This is a genomic window from Bradyrhizobium sp. USDA 223, assembly GCF_044909005.1.
GTDB lineage: Bacteria > Pseudomonadota > Alphaproteobacteria > Rhizobiales > Xanthobacteraceae > Bradyrhizobium > Bradyrhizobium yuanmingense.
The window spans coordinates 6670601-6685643 of the sequence record NZ_JBIYDR010000001.1 but is presented as its reverse complement, the minus strand read 5'-3'; the positions used below and the strand labels follow the sequence as shown (position 1 = coordinate 6685643).

The 15043-nt window shown below is 64.5% G+C and carries 15 protein-coding genes; 10 read left to right on the top strand and 5 right to left on the bottom strand.

The annotated features are described in order from the left end of the window. Nucleotides 1-40: 40 nt before the first annotated feature. Nucleotides 41-1015, top strand: coding sequence for an NADPH:quinone oxidoreductase family protein (locus ABIA40_RS31180; protein WP_404545062.1), 975 nt, complete (start codon nt 41-43; stop codon nt 1013-1015). A 29-nt stretch (nt 1016-1044) separates the two neighbouring features. Here ABIA40_RS31180 and ABIA40_RS31175 read toward each other — a convergent pair whose 3' ends face one another. Both ABIA40_RS31175 and ABIA40_RS31170 read right to left on the bottom strand, forming a co-directional pair. Then, a complete protein-coding gene (locus ABIA40_RS31175; RefSeq protein ID WP_157285090.1) occupies nt 1045-1437 on the bottom strand; it encodes a YkvA family protein in 393 nt (130 codons plus the stop codon). A gap of 100 nt (nt 1438-1537) precedes the next feature. Beyond that, a complete protein-coding gene (locus ABIA40_RS31170) occupies nt 1538-1828 on the bottom strand; it encodes a 4a-hydroxytetrahydrobiopterin dehydratase (protein WP_036002826.1) in 291 nt (96 codons plus the stop codon). A gap of 153 nt (nt 1829-1981) precedes the next feature. Here ABIA40_RS31170 and ABIA40_RS31165 point away from each other — a divergent pair, with 153 nt between their 5' ends. The 3 genes from ABIA40_RS31165 to ABIA40_RS31155 all read left to right on the top strand — a co-directional run bounded on the left by ABIA40_RS31165 (nt 1982) and on the right by ABIA40_RS31155 (nt 5976). Further along, on the top strand, nt 1982-3427 hold the full coding sequence (locus ABIA40_RS31165; protein WP_271543115.1) for a TAXI family TRAP transporter solute-binding subunit: 1446 nt from the start codon (nt 1982-1984) through the stop codon (nt 3425-3427). Nucleotides 3428-3611: 184 nt separating this feature from the next. Then, on the top strand, nt 3612-5153 hold the full coding sequence (locus tag ABIA40_RS31160; protein ID WP_271543117.1) for an alkaline phosphatase: 1542 nt from the start codon (nt 3612-3614) through the stop codon (nt 5151-5153). Nucleotides 5154-5352: 199 nt separating this feature from the next. Continuing rightward, nucleotides 5353-5976: a hypothetical protein gene (locus ABIA40_RS31155; protein ID WP_271543119.1), complete on the top strand. Its 624-nt coding sequence runs from the start codon at nt 5353-5355 to the stop codon at nt 5974-5976. Nucleotides 5977-5980: 4 nt separating this feature from the next. Here the strand turns inward: ABIA40_RS31155 and ABIA40_RS31150 are convergent, their stop codons facing one another. Next, on the bottom strand, nt 5981-6361 hold the full coding sequence (locus tag ABIA40_RS31150) for a response regulator (protein WP_128265823.1): 381 nt from the start codon (nt 6359-6361) through the stop codon (nt 5981-5983). A gap of 178 nt (nt 6362-6539) precedes the next feature. On the opposite strand from ABIA40_RS31150, the gene ABIA40_RS31145 reads away from it, so the two are divergent. The 6 genes from ABIA40_RS31145 (at nt 6540) to ABIA40_RS31120 (ending at nt 13225) form a co-directional block, all read left to right on the top strand. Further along, on the top strand, nt 6540-7304 hold the full coding sequence (locus ABIA40_RS31145; RefSeq protein WP_128265822.1) for a Crp/Fnr family transcriptional regulator: 765 nt from the start codon (nt 6540-6542) through the stop codon (nt 7302-7304). A gap of 67 nt (nt 7305-7371) precedes the next feature. Next, nucleotides 7372-8088 carry a prolipoprotein diacylglyceryl transferase gene (locus tag ABIA40_RS31140; RefSeq protein ID WP_271543123.1) on the top strand — a complete coding sequence of 239 codons (717 nt, stop codon included), beginning with the start codon at nt 7372-7374 and terminating at the stop codon, nt 8086-8088. Then, nucleotides 8085-9530 carry a radical SAM protein gene (locus tag ABIA40_RS31135; protein ID WP_404545056.1) on the top strand — a complete coding sequence of 482 codons (1446 nt, stop codon included), beginning with the start codon at nt 8085-8087 and terminating at the stop codon, nt 9528-9530. Before ABIA40_RS31140 ends, ABIA40_RS31135 begins: the two co-directional genes overlap by 4 nt. Next, nucleotides 9527-9814: a hypothetical protein gene (locus tag ABIA40_RS31130; protein WP_271543127.1), complete on the top strand. Its 288-nt coding sequence runs from the start codon at nt 9527-9529 to the stop codon at nt 9812-9814. The genes ABIA40_RS31135 and ABIA40_RS31130 overlap by 4 nt, the downstream gene beginning before the upstream one ends. A gap of 238 nt (nt 9815-10052) precedes the next feature. After that, a complete protein-coding gene (gene typA / locus ABIA40_RS31125; RefSeq protein ID WP_036002847.1) occupies nt 10053-11879 on the top strand; it encodes a translational GTPase TypA in 1827 nt (608 codons plus the stop codon). Nucleotides 11880-11980: 101 nt separating this feature from the next. Beyond that, nucleotides 11981-13225 carry an NAD(P)/FAD-dependent oxidoreductase gene (locus ABIA40_RS31120; protein WP_271543130.1) on the top strand — a complete coding sequence of 415 codons (1245 nt, stop codon included), beginning with the start codon at nt 11981-11983 and terminating at the stop codon, nt 13223-13225. Between the two features lie 23 nt (nt 13226-13248). Here the strand turns inward: ABIA40_RS31120 and ABIA40_RS31115 are convergent, their stop codons facing one another. Together ABIA40_RS31115 and ABIA40_RS31110 are read right to left on the bottom strand one after the other, a co-directional pair. Beyond that, on the bottom strand, nt 13249-13656 hold the full coding sequence (locus tag ABIA40_RS31115) for a thiol-disulfide oxidoreductase DCC family protein (RefSeq protein ID WP_275500322.1): 408 nt from the start codon (nt 13654-13656) through the stop codon (nt 13249-13251). Nucleotides 13657-13716: 60 nt separating this feature from the next. Continuing rightward, nucleotides 13717-15036: an SDR family oxidoreductase gene (locus ABIA40_RS31110; RefSeq protein WP_271543134.1), complete on the bottom strand. Its 1320-nt coding sequence runs from the start codon at nt 15034-15036 to the stop codon at nt 13717-13719. Nucleotides 15037-15043: the final 7 nt, after the last annotated feature.

Here is a 15043-nt window from a genome sequence, read left to right as displayed (position 1 = left end):
CAAACTATAATTCCACCCGAAACGCCCTCAAGGTGCCGCCATGAAAGCCATCCTCTGCTCGCAATATTGCCAGCCCGACGACCTCGTCCTGACTGAGGTGCCGGATCCGGTGGCGGGGCCCGGCGAAGCCGTGATCGCGATCAAGGCGGCGGCGCTGAATTTTTTCGACATCCTGATGATCCAAGGCAAGTACCAGATCAAGCCGCCCTTCCCGTTCTCGCCGGCCGCGGAAGTTGCGGGCGTGATCGAGAGCATCGGCGCTGGCGTCACGGATCTCAAGGTCGGTGATCGCGTCGTCGCCTCATGCGGCCACAACGGCGCACGCGAGAAGATCGCGCTGCCGGCGAGCTCGATCGTGAAGATCCCCGACAATCTCGACTACGACCGCGCGGCCGGCATCATCATCATCTACGGCACCGCGCTGCATGCGCTGGAAGATCGCGCCAGCCCCAAGCCGGGCGAGACGCTCGCTGTGCTGGGCGCAGCCGGCGGCACCGGCCTTGCGGCCTGCGAGCTCGGCAAGCTGATGGGATTGAAGGTGATCGCCTGCGCCTCGTCGGACGAGAAGCTCGAATTCGCCAAGGCGCACGGCGCCGAGCTGACGCTGAACTACGCCAAGGAAGATCTGAAGGAAGGCCTGCGCAAGCTCACCGGCGGCAAGGGCGTCGACATCATCTTCGATCCCGTTGGTGGTGCTTACGCCGAACAGGCGCTGCGCTCGATCGCATGGGAAGGCCGCTTCCTCGTCATCGGCTTTGCCGCCGGCGACATTCCGAAGATGCCGCTGAACCTCGCGCTGCTGAAGGGTTGCGACATCCGCGGCGTGTTCTGGGGCGCCTGGACCCGGCTCAACCCGGCCAAGAACCGCGCCAATCTCGAGAAGCTGGTGAAGTGGACCGCGGAAGGCAAGATCTCATCGCATGTCGACCGCACCTTCCCGCTGGCTCAGACGGCGGATGCGTTGAAGGTGCTGGCGGGACGGCAGGCGATGGGCAAGGTGATCTTGCATCCGTGAGCTGATGCAGGTGGTTGAAGTCGCGTCGGCTACGCGACTTCTGCTTTGCCGTCCGCCTCCTCCACCCCACGCTTCAGCGCGGCGCGGGCGGCCTCGCGGTGCTCGTTCGTGATGTGGCTGGCAACCATGCGGATGGCGGTGGCGAGCACGGCAGCGTCATCGGCGAAGCCGAGCATGGGCATCACGTCCGCGACGAAATCGAACGGCAGGACGAAATAGGCGATTGCACCGAGCAGCGAAGCCTGGACGTGACGCGGCGTCTGCCGGTCGAACGCGCAGTAATAGGCGGCAAGCAGATCCTCCGCGAACGGCAGATGCGCAGCGACCCGCTTCAGCTTGCGCCAGAAGCGGCGGCGCACGCTCTCGCGATCTTCCGCGAGCCGATCGGCCGGCTCGAAGCCAACGCTGTGCTCGGCAGCCATGCTCAAATGCTCCCCGTTCTGCGGGAGGCGGAGGACCGCCCGATCCCGGCTGATCACAAGATGGGGATGCAGCCGGTCCCTGCAAGGCGTCTGCTTGGTGTCAGCCTGCGATGGCGTTCATCGCCTTGGCGAGCGCCATGTCGCGCGCGGTGACGCCGCCGGCGTCGTGGGTCGACAGCACCACCTCCACCGTCTTGTAGACGTTGCGCCATTCGGGGTGGTGATCCATCTTCTCGGCGACCAGCGCGGCGCGGGTCATGAAGCCGAACGCCTCGTTGAAATCCTTGAAGACAAAGGTTTTCCCGATGGCGTCGCGGCCTTGGACGTCAGTCCAGCCGGACAATCCGCCCAACGCCTGCCTGCGCGCCTCCGCCGAGAGCCGTTCTGCCATCACCATCTCCATCCTTCGGAGGAACTTTACCCTAACACCGTGCCGACGCCCGGGTTCATACGGGGGATTTCCTCCATCCGCTAACCATGACGGAGATGTAACCCCGCCGGACAAGAAATTTGCTACAATTGCGGACGTAAATCGCCGGCCAAGATGAAACTGAGCCTGAAGCGCCTGTTTGGGAGACCGATGACCGGGGGATTGGACCTGGCCGAAGCGCCCCCTCCGCCTTCGCCGCGATCCGCGGCGCGGAAGACGGCGCTCGTGTCTCTGGCGTTCCTGCTTGCGATCGTCGGCGTGGTTGCCGGCGGCTATTACTTCGCGATGCGTCCCGTGACGCTCAGAATCGCGGTCGGCCCCGCCAACAGCGACGACGTCAAGGTCGTGCAGGCGCTGACGCAAGGCTTTGCGCAGCACAAGAGCTACGTGCGGCTGCGCCCGATCCAAACCGACGGCGCAACCGCCAGCGCCAATGCGCTCGCCGAAGGCAAGGTCGATCTCGCCATCGTGCGTGGCGATCTCGACGTGCCGAAGAACGCACAGGCGGTCGCGACCCTGCGCAAGAACGTCGTGGTGCTGTGGTCCGTGCCCGCCAAGGGCAAGAAGAAGGGCGCGAAGATCACCAAAGTCGCACAGCTCGCCGGTCACCGCATCGGCGTCGTCGGCCGTACCCAGGCGAACGTCAATCTGCTCAAGGTGATCCTGCACCAATACGGCGTCGACCCGGCCAAGGTCGAGATCGTGCAATTTCCCGCCAACGAAGTTGCCGAGGCGATCAAGGCGCAGAAGGCCGACGTCTACCTCGCGGCAGGCCCGGTCAACAGCAAGATCACCGCGGAGGCGATCTCGGCATCGGTCAGGGAGGGCGGCACGCCAACCTTCCTCGCCATCGATTCCGCCGATGCGATCGCGCAAAACCATCCAGTCTATGAAGCGGGCGAGATCCCCGCCGGCACCTACGGCGGCTCGCCCGACCGTCCCGAGGACGAGGTCAAGACCATCAGCTTCGCGCACCACATCGTGGCGCGCAAAGGCGTGTCCGAGGCCGACATCGCAGCGTTCACGCGCCAGCTCTTCGCCGTGCGCCAGCAACTGGTGACGGAATTCCCGCTGGCGGCGAAGATCGAGACGCCCGACACCGACAAGGATGCGGTGATCCCGGTGCATCCGGGTGCGGCCGCCTTCGTCGACGGCGAGGAGAAGACCTTCCTCGACAAATACAGCGATTACATCTGGTGGAGCCTGATGGCGCTCTCGGCCATGGGCTCGGTCGGCGCCTGGTTCGCCGGCTATCTGAAGAAGGACGAGCGCGACAACAACAATCACCAGCGCGAACGCCTGCTTGACATGATCGCCGCGGCACGCAAGTGCGAGACGACCGAAGAGCTCGACCAGATGCAGACCGAGGCCGACGAGATCCTGCGCGACACGCTGCGCTGCTTCGATCACGGCGCCATCGAGGAAGCCGCGCTCACCGCCTTCAACATCGCACTCGACCAATTCCACGCCGCCGTCGCCGACCGCAAGGCTGTGCTGTTCAGCCTGCCGCCGAACCTGCAACGTGCCAGCGCGCAGTTCCGGGCCGCCGGCAACGCGTGAGCGCCCGCGCGCGTTATTGCTGCGTCACATTGTCTCAATATAGCTCCCAACGTCATCCGGGGCGATGCGAAGCATCGAACCCGGAATCCATTGCGCAGCATTCGCGGGGAGACATGGATTCCGGGTTCGCGCTACGCGCGCCCCGGATTGACGGACTCGCCCGCAAGCCCGGGGTCGGAGCCTCATGACCATCACATTCTCCCGCCGCCGCTTCCTCACCAGCAGCGCCGGTGCGCTCGGCACGATGGCGATGCCGTATCTTTCGCGCGCGGCTGATCGGCCGGCGGTCACCCACGGCGTGCAAGCGGGCGACGTTACCGTCGACGGCGGCGTGGTGTGGGCGCGAACCGACAGGCCCGCGCAGATGCTGGTCGAGGTCGCCACGAGCGAGTCCTTCAGGGACGCCCGCACATTGCCGCCGATCGCGGCGCTGCCCGAAAGCGACTTCACCGCCAAGATGCTGGTCGAAAATCTTCCCGCCGGCCAGGACATCTTCTACCGCGTCCGCTTCCGCGATCTCTCGCACAGCGCCATCGAGGGCGAGGCGGTGACCGGCCGCTTCCGCACCGCGCCGGCCGACCGCCGCGACGTCAGCTTCGTCTGGGGCGGCGACGTCGCAGGGCAGGGCTGGGGCATCAATCCCGACGACGGCGGCATGGTCACCTTCTCGACCATGCGCAAGCACCGGCCGGATTTCTTCCTGCACTCGGGCGACACGGTCTATGCCGACGGTCCGATCCAACCCGAGGTGAAGCTCGCCGACGGCAAGATCTGGAAGAATCTCACCATTCCGGAGAAAGCCAAGGTCGCCGAGACGCTGGACGAGTACCGCGCCGCGTACAAATACAATCTCACCGACGACAATCTCCGCGCCTTCAATGCCGAGGTGCCGGTCTTCGTGCAGTGGGACGACCACGAGGTCACCAACAACTGGTCGCTGTCGAAAGACTTGCCGGCCGCCTACAAGGTGCGCGACATCTCACTGCTCGCAGCTCGCGCGGGCCGGGCCTTCCACGAGATGTACCCGATGCGGGAGAGCATCATCGAGCCCGGCCGCGTCTATCGCCAGATCTCCTACGGCCCGCATCTCGACGTATTCGTGCTCGACGAGCGCAGCTATCGCGGGCCGAACGGTGCCAATCTCGAAACCGCCTATGGCCCCGCCAGCTATTTCCTCGGCCCGGAGCAGATCGCCTGGCTCAAGCGCGGCCTGCTGAATTCGCGCGCGACATGGAAGGTGATCGCATCGGACATGCCGATCAGCCTGATCGTCTCCGACACGCCGAAGGGCGGCTCGGAAGCCGTTGCGCAGGGCGACGGCCCGGTGCGTGGCCGCGAGTTCGAGATCGCCGACATCCTGCGCTTCATCAAGATGGCGCCGATCAGCAACACGGTGTGGCTGACCGCGGACGTGCACTACGCCGCCGCGCACCATTACGATCCGAACAAGGCGCAATTTCAGGAGTTCGAGCCGTTCTGGGAATTCGTCTCGGGCCCGCTGCATGCCGGCACGTTCGGCCCGAACGCGCTCGACAATACCTTTGGCCCCGAGGTGCGCTTCGTCAAGGCGCCGGGCAAGGACAGCCAGAATCTGCCGCCGTCCGCGGGTATGCAGTTCTTTGGTCACGTCAAGATCGACGGCGCGTCCGGCCGGATGACGGTGACCCTGCGCGATCGCGCCGACGTCGCGCTGTGGTCGACCACGCTCGATCCGAAGCTTGCGTGACGGCCAAGTCGAACCCGGATGAACCATCCGCCCGGCCCGGACGACAATTGCAGGCGCCCGCGCATTTTCGAGGGCGTGATGCCGTCCGAGCCATGTTCGAGTTGATGCCGTGCCGTTCAGCCGCCCAACGATCGTTATCGCGCTGCTGCTGAGCGCAGCATCCCCCACATGCGCGCAAACCCAGGACAGAGCGACGCTGGTGCGCGAGGCCCTCGCTTCGCCTTACGGCAAGGCGCTGACCGCCGAGCTCGGCAAGTCACTGCGCGCAAGCGCCGACCCGGCATGTCTGACGGACAAGGGGTTGGCTGCCGACCAGCTCGAACCGCGCGGCCGCGATATTGTCATCAGATGGGGCACGCATATGCTGGAAGGCGCATCGGCGTTCATCGACCGGCAGATCTCCGACAATCCATTTGCCGGCGCAGCCGAATTGGTAAGCCTGAAGAGCAATCCGGATGTGAAGCGCTATCTCGCGATGGAAGAGCCGATACGTCAGGCGAAGATCCTGGATTTGATCTTCGAGCATTTCGACCGCTACAACGTGATCGCCCGCGTGAAACTTGGAGGGGTCTATCCATTGCAGACAGGCAACGAAGCTCTGCTCCGTCTCAATCCGACCGATGCAACGGAAGAGCGGTTGGAGACGTTCGCCAGCAAGAGTCGTTCGAAAGCGCTGAAACGTTTCCTGCAATTGTCCGATCAAGAGGCGATTGCGCAGAGTGCGGCGATCAAGAAGGCCTCATCGCCGCCGCCGTTTCCGCACACATTCTTCAAGGGCGTCGAGACCGACCTCGCCGAGCTCTGCATTCGCTCCGGCAAATAGGCGATCAGGTGTCCCGTGCCTGCAGCGCCGCCTCCAGCGCCTCGCTCGAGCACGGCTTCTGCAGCCGCGGCCGGCCCGCCAGTTCGGACGGAATGCGTACCTCTGCGCCGTAGCCGGTGACGAACACGAACGGAACCTTCAGCGCGATCAGCCGCTCGGCGATCGCAAAGCTCGTCTCGCGGATCAGCTCGACATCGAGCAGCGCGAAATCGGGTGCCCGTTTTGCGATGGCATTCAACGCCTGCGTTACCGACCCCACGGTCCGCACGGTGGCCACACCAAATCCGAGCAGGCGATCCTCGAAATCGATCGCGATGATCGGATCGTCTTCGACGATCAGAACATCAGCCGGCCGGCCTGTGCCATTGCAGTTTGCAGGTGCCATGATCGCATCTTGGTTCGGGGGTTTTGGGATCAGGACTGCCGCGACACGATGCCTGCGCCCAGCGCATCGGAGGGTTCCCGGAACGAAACTCACCACATCCTCGTTCTCTGGTCTGTCCACTTGTGCACACAGGAAACGGATGGAACTCGCTAAGGTGGGAGGAAGGTGGGAGTTCAGGATGGATGCGCGTATCGGCAAGGTCACCGAGGTCGAGAGCCGGCCGGCCAACAATCTGCTGCGGCGCTTGAGTCAGGTCGACTACGGCCTCCTGGCGCCGCACGTGACCGTCGAGGACTCTGCAGCCGGGCACTTGCTCTACAATCCCGGCGATGACGTGCAGGTCGTCCATTTCCCCTGCGGCCCATCGCTCGCGACTTTCCTCGTCCCCAACGAGGATGGCCGCGACGTCGAAACCATTCTGGTCGGCCGCGAGGGCGCGGTGGGCGGCATCGTCAGCGAGGGGTTTCTGCCGGCCTATACCCGGATCTGCGTCAAATTCGGTGGACCGTTTGCGCGCATTCACGTCGCCAAGCTGGAAGCAGCCAAGCTGCGCTCGGCGTCGCTGCGCAACGTCTTTGCCCGCTATGCCGATTGCATGCTGGCCCAGATCTTCCAGTCGACCGCCTGCAACGCGATCCATTCGATCGAGCAGCGCACCGCCAAATGGATCCTGGCGGCGATGGAGCGGACCGGCGACGAGACCAGTGTGCCGCTGACCCACGAACAGCTCGCGACTTTGCTCGGCGTTGGCCGCTCCTATGCCAGCCGCGTGCTTCAGTCGTTCAAGGCCGAAGGCGTGCTCGACACGCGGCGCGGCTCGATCCTGGTCCGCAACCGCGACGGCCTGAGGCTGCGCGCCTGCCTGTGCAACGATGCCGTAAAGATGCATTTCGAGGAAGTGCTGCGCGGGGTCTATCCGACCGAGGAGCGGGAGGCCGGGTAGCTTCTTCTCCCCTGCAATAATGCGCGGCGCGCCGTTGTAACCGCGGTCGTGCTATACTGCCGCCCGCATGAGCGGGGCTTTGCTTCACACTCTCTTCGACATCCTGGCCTGGCTGGCGGCGGCGGCCGCCATCTATTGGCTGTCGCGACGGGGCTTGCAGTTTCCCTCGCAATCCTTCGCGCTGCCCTATATCGCCACGCTGGTGTTTGGCGCAGGCCTTGGCGCCTATCTGTTCGGCTCCGCCAATCTGTGGCTGTCGGGGCAAAGCGGCATTGCGCGCTCGGTCGAGGGCGGGCTGGCGGGCGGCATCGTGGCGATCGAGCTCTACAAATGGTCCGCAGGCGTCACGGTGCGAACCGGCGCGCGCTTCGCGCTGCCGCTGGCGCTCGGCATCGCGATCGGCCGGATCGGCTGTTACCTCGCGGGCCTCGACGATTTCACCTATGGCACGCCGACGGCGCTGCCCTTCGGCCATGATTTCGGCGACGGCGTTCGCCGCCATCCCGTGCAGCTCTACGAGAGCGCGGCCATGGCCCTGTTCGCGCTCGCCTATGTGCTGGCGGTCTTGAACCGGAACGCGTTCACGATCACCAATGGTTTCTACCTGGTGCTCGCTTATTACGGAGCGCAGCGCTTTCTGTGGGAATTTCTCAAACCCTATGGCACGCTGGTTGGGCCCCTGACCCTGTTTCACCTGCTGTCGCTGTCGATCCTGCTCTACGCCGCCTTCATGCTGGCAACAGCACCCAAAGCGAGACGCTTGCAAAAAGAGTCACTTGCATGAACGCGCCGTTGCGTAAGTCGCGCCCCTACATCTTCTGGGGCCAGACCCAATCCCTATGCGAGACCTGCCTGAAGCTGGTGCCGACCAAGATCCAGATCCTCGGCAACGAGGTCTGGTACGAAAAACGCTGCAGGGAGCACGGCGTGCAATCGACGCTGGTGTCGACCGATGCCGCCTATTGGCGGTTGTGCAAGGATTTCATCAAGCCGGGCGACCGGCCGCTGCAATTCCAGGAACGAACCCAATTCGGCTGCCCCTATGATTGCGGTCTCTGTCCCGACCACGAGCAGCATTCCTGCTTGGCGCTGATCGAGATCACCGAGCATTGCAACCTCACCTGCCCCGTCTGCTTCGCGGAGTCCTCGCCGGCACGAACCAAATTCACGCCGCTCGCGACGGTGGAGAAGATGCTCGATGCGCTGGTCGCGGGCGAGGGCGAGCCCGATCTCGTGCAGATTTCCGGTGGCGAGCCGACGCTGCATCCTGACTTCTTCGATATCCTGGACGCGGTGCGCGCGCGCCCGATCCGCCATGTCATGATCAACACCAACGGCCTGCGCATCGCCCGCGAAAAGGATTTCGTGGCGCGGCTCGCCGAGAACAGGCGCGGGCTGGAGGTCTATCTCCAGTTCGATTCGCTGCAGCGCGACGCGCTGATCAATCTGCGCGGCGCGGACTTGCGAAAAATCCGCCAGCAGGCGCTGGAAAATCTCGAGCATTACGGCATCTCGACCACGCTGGTCGCGACCATCAAGCGCGGCGTCAACGATTCCGAGATCGGCGACATCGTGCGCCACGCGCTGACCTGGACGTGCGTGCGCGGGGTGACATTGCAGCCGGTCCAGGATGCCGGCCGCAACGAGAGTTTCAACAAGAATACCGACCGCATCATGCTGTCGGAGATCCGCAAGCGCGTCGTCGAGACTGGCGTGTTCGGGGACAAGGACATGATCCCGCTGCCCTGCAACCCCGAGAGCATCTCGATCGGCTATGGCCTGCGCAACGGCGAGAAGGTGCTGCCGCTGACCTCGCTGATCCCGCAGGAGCAGCTGGTGGCGGTGATGCCCAACACAATCAGCCCGGAGAAATATCCGGTGCTGCGGGAAAAGTTCATCGACCTGTTCTCGCTCTCCTCAGGGCCCCTCAACACGTCCGAGCGCGTCTGCGAATTGTTGTGCTGCCTGCCGAGCTTTCAGGTGCCGGACGGGCTCACCTACGAAAACGTCTTCCGCGTCACCGTCGTGCAGTTTCTCGACCGCTTCAATTTCTGCGTCGGCAACGTCAAGCGCAGCTGCATCCATTTCGTGACCGAGCAGGGGGCGATCATCCCGTTCGACACCTACAATCTGTTCTATCGGAATGGCGCCATCTCCCGGATTCGCGCCGGGCTCGAGGGGCAGACCTATCACGAGGCGAGGCAAACCGAGGAGGCACCACGATGAGCGACACGCCACCGCCGGTTCTACCGCCACCCGCACCAACGCCCGGCCCAGCTCGCAGCGGCTGCCTTACCGCCCTGATGGCGATCGCCGGGATCTTCATGCTGCTGCCGGGTCTCTGCGCACTCCTGTTCGGCGGAGTGTCGATGTTCGAGGACGGCAAGATCGCTGGCGACATCGCGCCGTTCGTCCTTCTGGGACTGGTCGTGGGCATCGGCGGGGTCGCGATGATCTGGGCGGCGATCAAGGGGCGCAGGGTCCCCGCTCATCCCCCGACCCAGCCCTAAGCCCCGGGGATTCCCGGACAAAATTCAGTCAACCAACGGCCAAAGAACACATTGTTTTTTGGCCGTTTTTGCATATATTGCGCCGCAACGCGCAGGGCGCCCGGTCGATATGGCCGGGCTTCCTTTTTGGGCGGAAAGCGCCCCGTTTCCAGTCTTCCAGCGTTGTTTCGAGAAGAGGTCCCGGTCCGACCGGCGAGATCGCGCTTAACCCATTGTTCGACCGCAAAGAAGCTCACTCATGAATCTTCGTAACGTCGCCATCATCGCCCACGTCGACCACGGCAAGACGACCCTGGTCGACAAACTCCTGCAGCAATCCGGCACGTTCCGCGAGAACCAGAAGGTGACCGATCGCGCCATGGACTCCAACGATCTGGAGCGCGAGCGCGGCATCACCATCCTGGCCAAGGCGGCCTCGGTGCAGTGGAAGGACACTCGCGTCAACATCGTCGACACCCCCGGCCACGCCGATTTCGGCGGCGAGGTCGAGCGCATCCTGAACATGGTGGACGGCGCCCTGGTGCTGGTCGACGCCGCCGAAGGCCCGCTGCCGCAGACCAAGTTCGTCGTCTCCAAGGCGCTCAAGGTCGGCCTCAAGCCGATCGTGGTCATCAACAAGGTCGACCGCCCCGACGCGCGTCCGACCGAAGTCATCAACGAGGTGTTCGACCTGTTCGCGGCGCTCGATGCCAGCGAGGAGCAGCTCGATTTCCCGATCCTCTACGGGTCGGCCAAGCAGGGCTGGATGGCGGATAGCCCCGAAGGTCCGCAGGACAAGGGCATGGAGCCGCTGTTCGACCTGATCCTGCGCCACGTCGCCCCGCCGAAGGTCGAGGAAGGTCCGTTCCGCATGATCGGCACCATCCTCGAAGCCAACCCCTATCTCGGCCGCATCATCACCGGCCGCATCTCTTCCGGCACGCTGAAGCCGAACCAGCAGGTCAAGGTGCTGAACGCCGACGGCAAGCTGGTCGAGTCCGGGCGCATCACCAAGATCCTGGCGTTCCGCGGACTCGAGCGCACCCCGCTCGATGAAGCTGAAGCCGGCGACATCGTCGCCATCGCGGGCCTCACCAAGGGCACCGTCGCCGACACCTTCTGCGATCCGACCGTCGAGGTGCCGCTGCCGGCGCAGCCGATCGATCCGCCGACCGTGTCGATGTCGTTCATCGTCAACAACTCCCCGCTCGCCGGCACCGAAGGCGACAAGGTGACGAGCCGCATGATCCGCGACCGTCTCCTGCGCGAAGCCGAGGGCAACGTCGCGCTGCGCGTCGTCGAATCCGCCGACAAGGACGCAATGGAAGTGTCCGGCCGCGGAGAACTCCAGCTCGCGATCCTGATCGAGACCATGCGCCGCGAAGGCTTCGAGCTCTCGGTGTCGCGTCCGCGCGTCGTCTACCAGAAGGACGAAGCGACCGGCGCCACCATGGAGCCGATCGAGGAGGTCGTGATCGACGTCGACGAGGAGCATTCCGGCGTCGTCGTGCAGAAGATGAGCGAGCGCAAGTCCGAGCTGATCGAGATGAAGCCCTCGGGCGGCAATCGCCAGCGCCTGGTGTTCTACGCGCCGACCCGCGGCCTGATCGGCTACCAGGGCGAATTGCTCACCGACACCCGCGGCACCGCGATCATGAACCGCCTGTTCCACGGCTATGCCCCTTACAAGGGCGAGATCCAGGGCCGCCGCAACGGCGTCTTGATCTCCAACGACCAGGGCGAAGCGGTGGCTTACGCCATGTTCAAGCTGGAAGACCGCGGCCCGATGATGATCGAGCCGGGCTGGAAGGTCTATCGCGGCATGATCGTCGGCGAGCACACCCGCGACAACGATCTCGAGATCAACGTGCTCAAGGGCAAGCAGCTCACCAACATCCGCACCACCTCGAAGGACGAGGCGGTGCGCCTGACCCCGCCGATCCGCATGACGCTGGAAAAGGCGCTCGCCTATATCGAGGACGACGAGCTCGTCGAGGTCACCCCGAAGTCGATCCGCCTGCGCAAGAAGCACCTCGACCCGAACGAGCGCAAGCGCGCGGAAAAGGCCAAGGAAGCGGTGGCGTGACTGAGCGAATGGGGAATGGCGAGTAGCTAATAGGGGCGTTTGGCCAGAAGCGGCGTTTCTTATACTCTATTCGCCATTCGCCACTCACTATTCGCTTCTCCATGTCCCTCCCCTCCTCCGTCGACGTTGCGATCATCGGCGCCGGTGCTGCCGGCCTCGGCGCAGCCCATGCGCTGACGGACACCGGCCTCTCCGTGATCGTGCTGGAGGCCCGTGACCGGCTCGGCGGCCGGGCTTGGACGGTGCAGGCCTCACCCGAGGTGACGTTCGACGTCGGCTGCGGCTGGCTGCATTCGGCCGACAAGAACTGCTTCGTGCCGATCGCGCGACAGCTCGGCTTCGAGCTCAACAAGGACCTGCCGCCCTGGCGCGAGCGGGCCTACGGCAATGCCTTTCCGGAAAGCGAGCGCGACGATTTCATGCGCGCGATGGACGCGTTCTATGAGCGTCTGTGGGAAGCAGCGCAAACAGGTAAGGACGAGCCCGCGAGCTCGCATTTGGAGCCGGGCAATCGCTGGAATCCGATGATCGACGCGATCTCGACCTATATCAACGGCTGCGAGCTGAAGGATATGTCGACGCTGGACTGGGACGCCTATGAGGACACCAACTTCAACTGGCGCGTCCGCCGCGGTTATGGCGCGCTGATTGCGGCCTATGGTGCACCCTGCCCGGTGGCGCTGAACTGCAACGTCGCGCTGATCGATCATTCGGACAAGCGCATCCGCATCGAGACGTCGCGGGGCACGCTGACCGCGGACAAGGTGATCGTCACCGTGCCGACCAATCTCATTGCGGAGGAAGCCATCCGCTTCTCGCCCCCGCTCCCCGCAAAGGTGAGCGCAGCGGCCGGCCTGCCGCTCGGTGTCGATGACAAGGTGACGCTGGCGCTTGAGGACGCCGAGACCTTCCCGATAGAGGGGAACCTGCGCGGCGCCACCATGCGCACGGAGATGGGCACCTATCACATCCGCCCGTTCGGCCAGCCCTGCATCGAGGGCTTTTTCGGCGGCAGCTTTGCCCGCGAGCTCGAGGATGCCGGCGCCGGCGCCATCGCCGCCCAAGCCATCAACGAGATCGCGGGTTTTCTCGGCAACGACATCAGGCGCAAGCTGAAGCCGCTGTACGAATCGCGCTGGGCCCGCGATCCGTTCGCGCGGGGGTCGTATTCGCATGCGCTGCCCGGGCACGCGAGGGATCGCGCAGTGCTGGCCGCGCCGGTCGATGGGCGACTGTTTTTTGCGGGAGAGGCGACGTCGCCGAATTTCTTCACGACCGCCCATGGCGCGCGGGATAGCGGAGAACGGGCGGCGGGGGAAGCGCTGGCGGCTCTGGGCAAGCCATAACCCGCAAGCTCCGTCAGTGCGAGCTACTCGATCACCCGCGCCCGCAAATCGGCATCCGGCACGAAGCAGGCGTCATACCTCCCAAAAATGCGATAGCGGTTGCGCGCGACGAGGCTGTAGACCGCGTCCCGCAGCGGCTTCGGCACGGCGAACAGCCCACGCACCCAGCCCCAGCCTGGGAGCTGCGACAGCACCGTCAGCGCAGCATCCGACTTCATGAACACCTCGCCGCCGTGGACAACCGCGTTGGTGTCGGGATCATCGGGGTCGATGCCGAACGTGTGCGCGAGCCGGGCGCCATAATCCGACTGGATCGGCGTGAACCGAAACTGCCTCGCCGTGTCGCGCTTGGCGACGAAGCGGACCCAGCGTGAGCAGAAGATGCAGACGCCGTCGAACAGAATGACGTCGTCGTCAGGCCATTTGGGCATCAGACTCTCTTTTTGACGCGTTTTCTTCACGCGAACCGAAATCCACTTAGCTCGAAAACGCTATCGGTTATCCAGCATCAGAAGCGCGACGACCATCAGCACGATCGCCGGCCCGGTCTTCACCAGCGCGCCAAGCGGCTCGATCCAGAGGTCGGGCGTGAGAATCGCTGCGCCAACCATATAGCCGAGCGAAGCGAAAATACCCGCGACCAAGCCGATCGCAGCCGTCCGGCGGAAGGCGATCAATACACCGATGCTCATGTCCATCAGGCTGGTGCCGATGGTGATGGGATCGACCAACGCGGGCGGAAAGTCGTGCGCGGTCAAGATGCCGGCGGCGGCACCGTAGGACACGAACAAGGCGATAAAGCCCGAGACGACCCAGAACGCGACCAGGCTTGCGAAAATCAGCGCCTTGACCAGGAACAGACGCGCGAACCATTTGTCCTGGATGCTGGCAGGGTGGCGTCCGATTAATTCAGCCAGCCTCCTCGGCGCGATGCCCGTCGCGGCGATCCACGCTGTCGGATCGCCAGTCACGCCGCGACGGAGCTCGGCAATGGCGGTGGAGCGCATCGGTGGCATCCAGCCAAGATAGCTGGCGACATCGCCGAGTTTCGCGCCGAGATCAAGCAGGAAGCGCGGCATCGCGTTGCGTGGCCAACCGGCCGTGCCGAACGCATGGCGAAACGGCTTGATGACGCCGGCCATGGTGACCGGTTCGGCCTGCATCAGGTCCCAGCTCACCGCCCTCAACGAGGCATCGTCAATGTCGCGCGCGGCGAGCCAGGCGATGGTCGCCGTAATATCCTCGATCGCCACGGGCTGAAATGGCGTTGCCATGTCCTTGGCCGGCAAATCGATCGGAAAGGCTGCAAGCGCGCGGAGCAGGGCGCTGCCGCCATAGGCTGACGGTGCGACCACGAAGCCGGGCCGCAGGATGGCATGGGGAATGCTGCTAGCCCCGATCAGGCGCTCGGCCTCGCGTTTGGTCGTAGCGAAGGCGGTGCGGTCCGCCTCCGCGGAGCCGGGGATCGAGATATGCACCAACCGGATTGCGCGGCCGCTGCCGCCGATCGCCTGAAGCAGTCGCGCGACGAAATCGCGATGCACCGCGCTCGTGTTGCTGCCGGGACCATCCTGGAGCACGCCGAGACAGTTCACGACGACGTCTACCGCGTGCTCGCTGAGGAGACGCGTCAGCGCGGCCGTGTCGAGGATGAGGATCGGCAGCTCGATGTCCAGCGCGCTCATCCTCTGCGCCGGCGACAGGCTCCGCGCCACGCCGACGACGCGAAAGCCCCGCGTGCGCAAATCATCGGTGACGAAGCGGCCGATCAGGCCAGAGGCGCCGAGTACGAGAATGGTGCGCTGGTTCATCACGTCT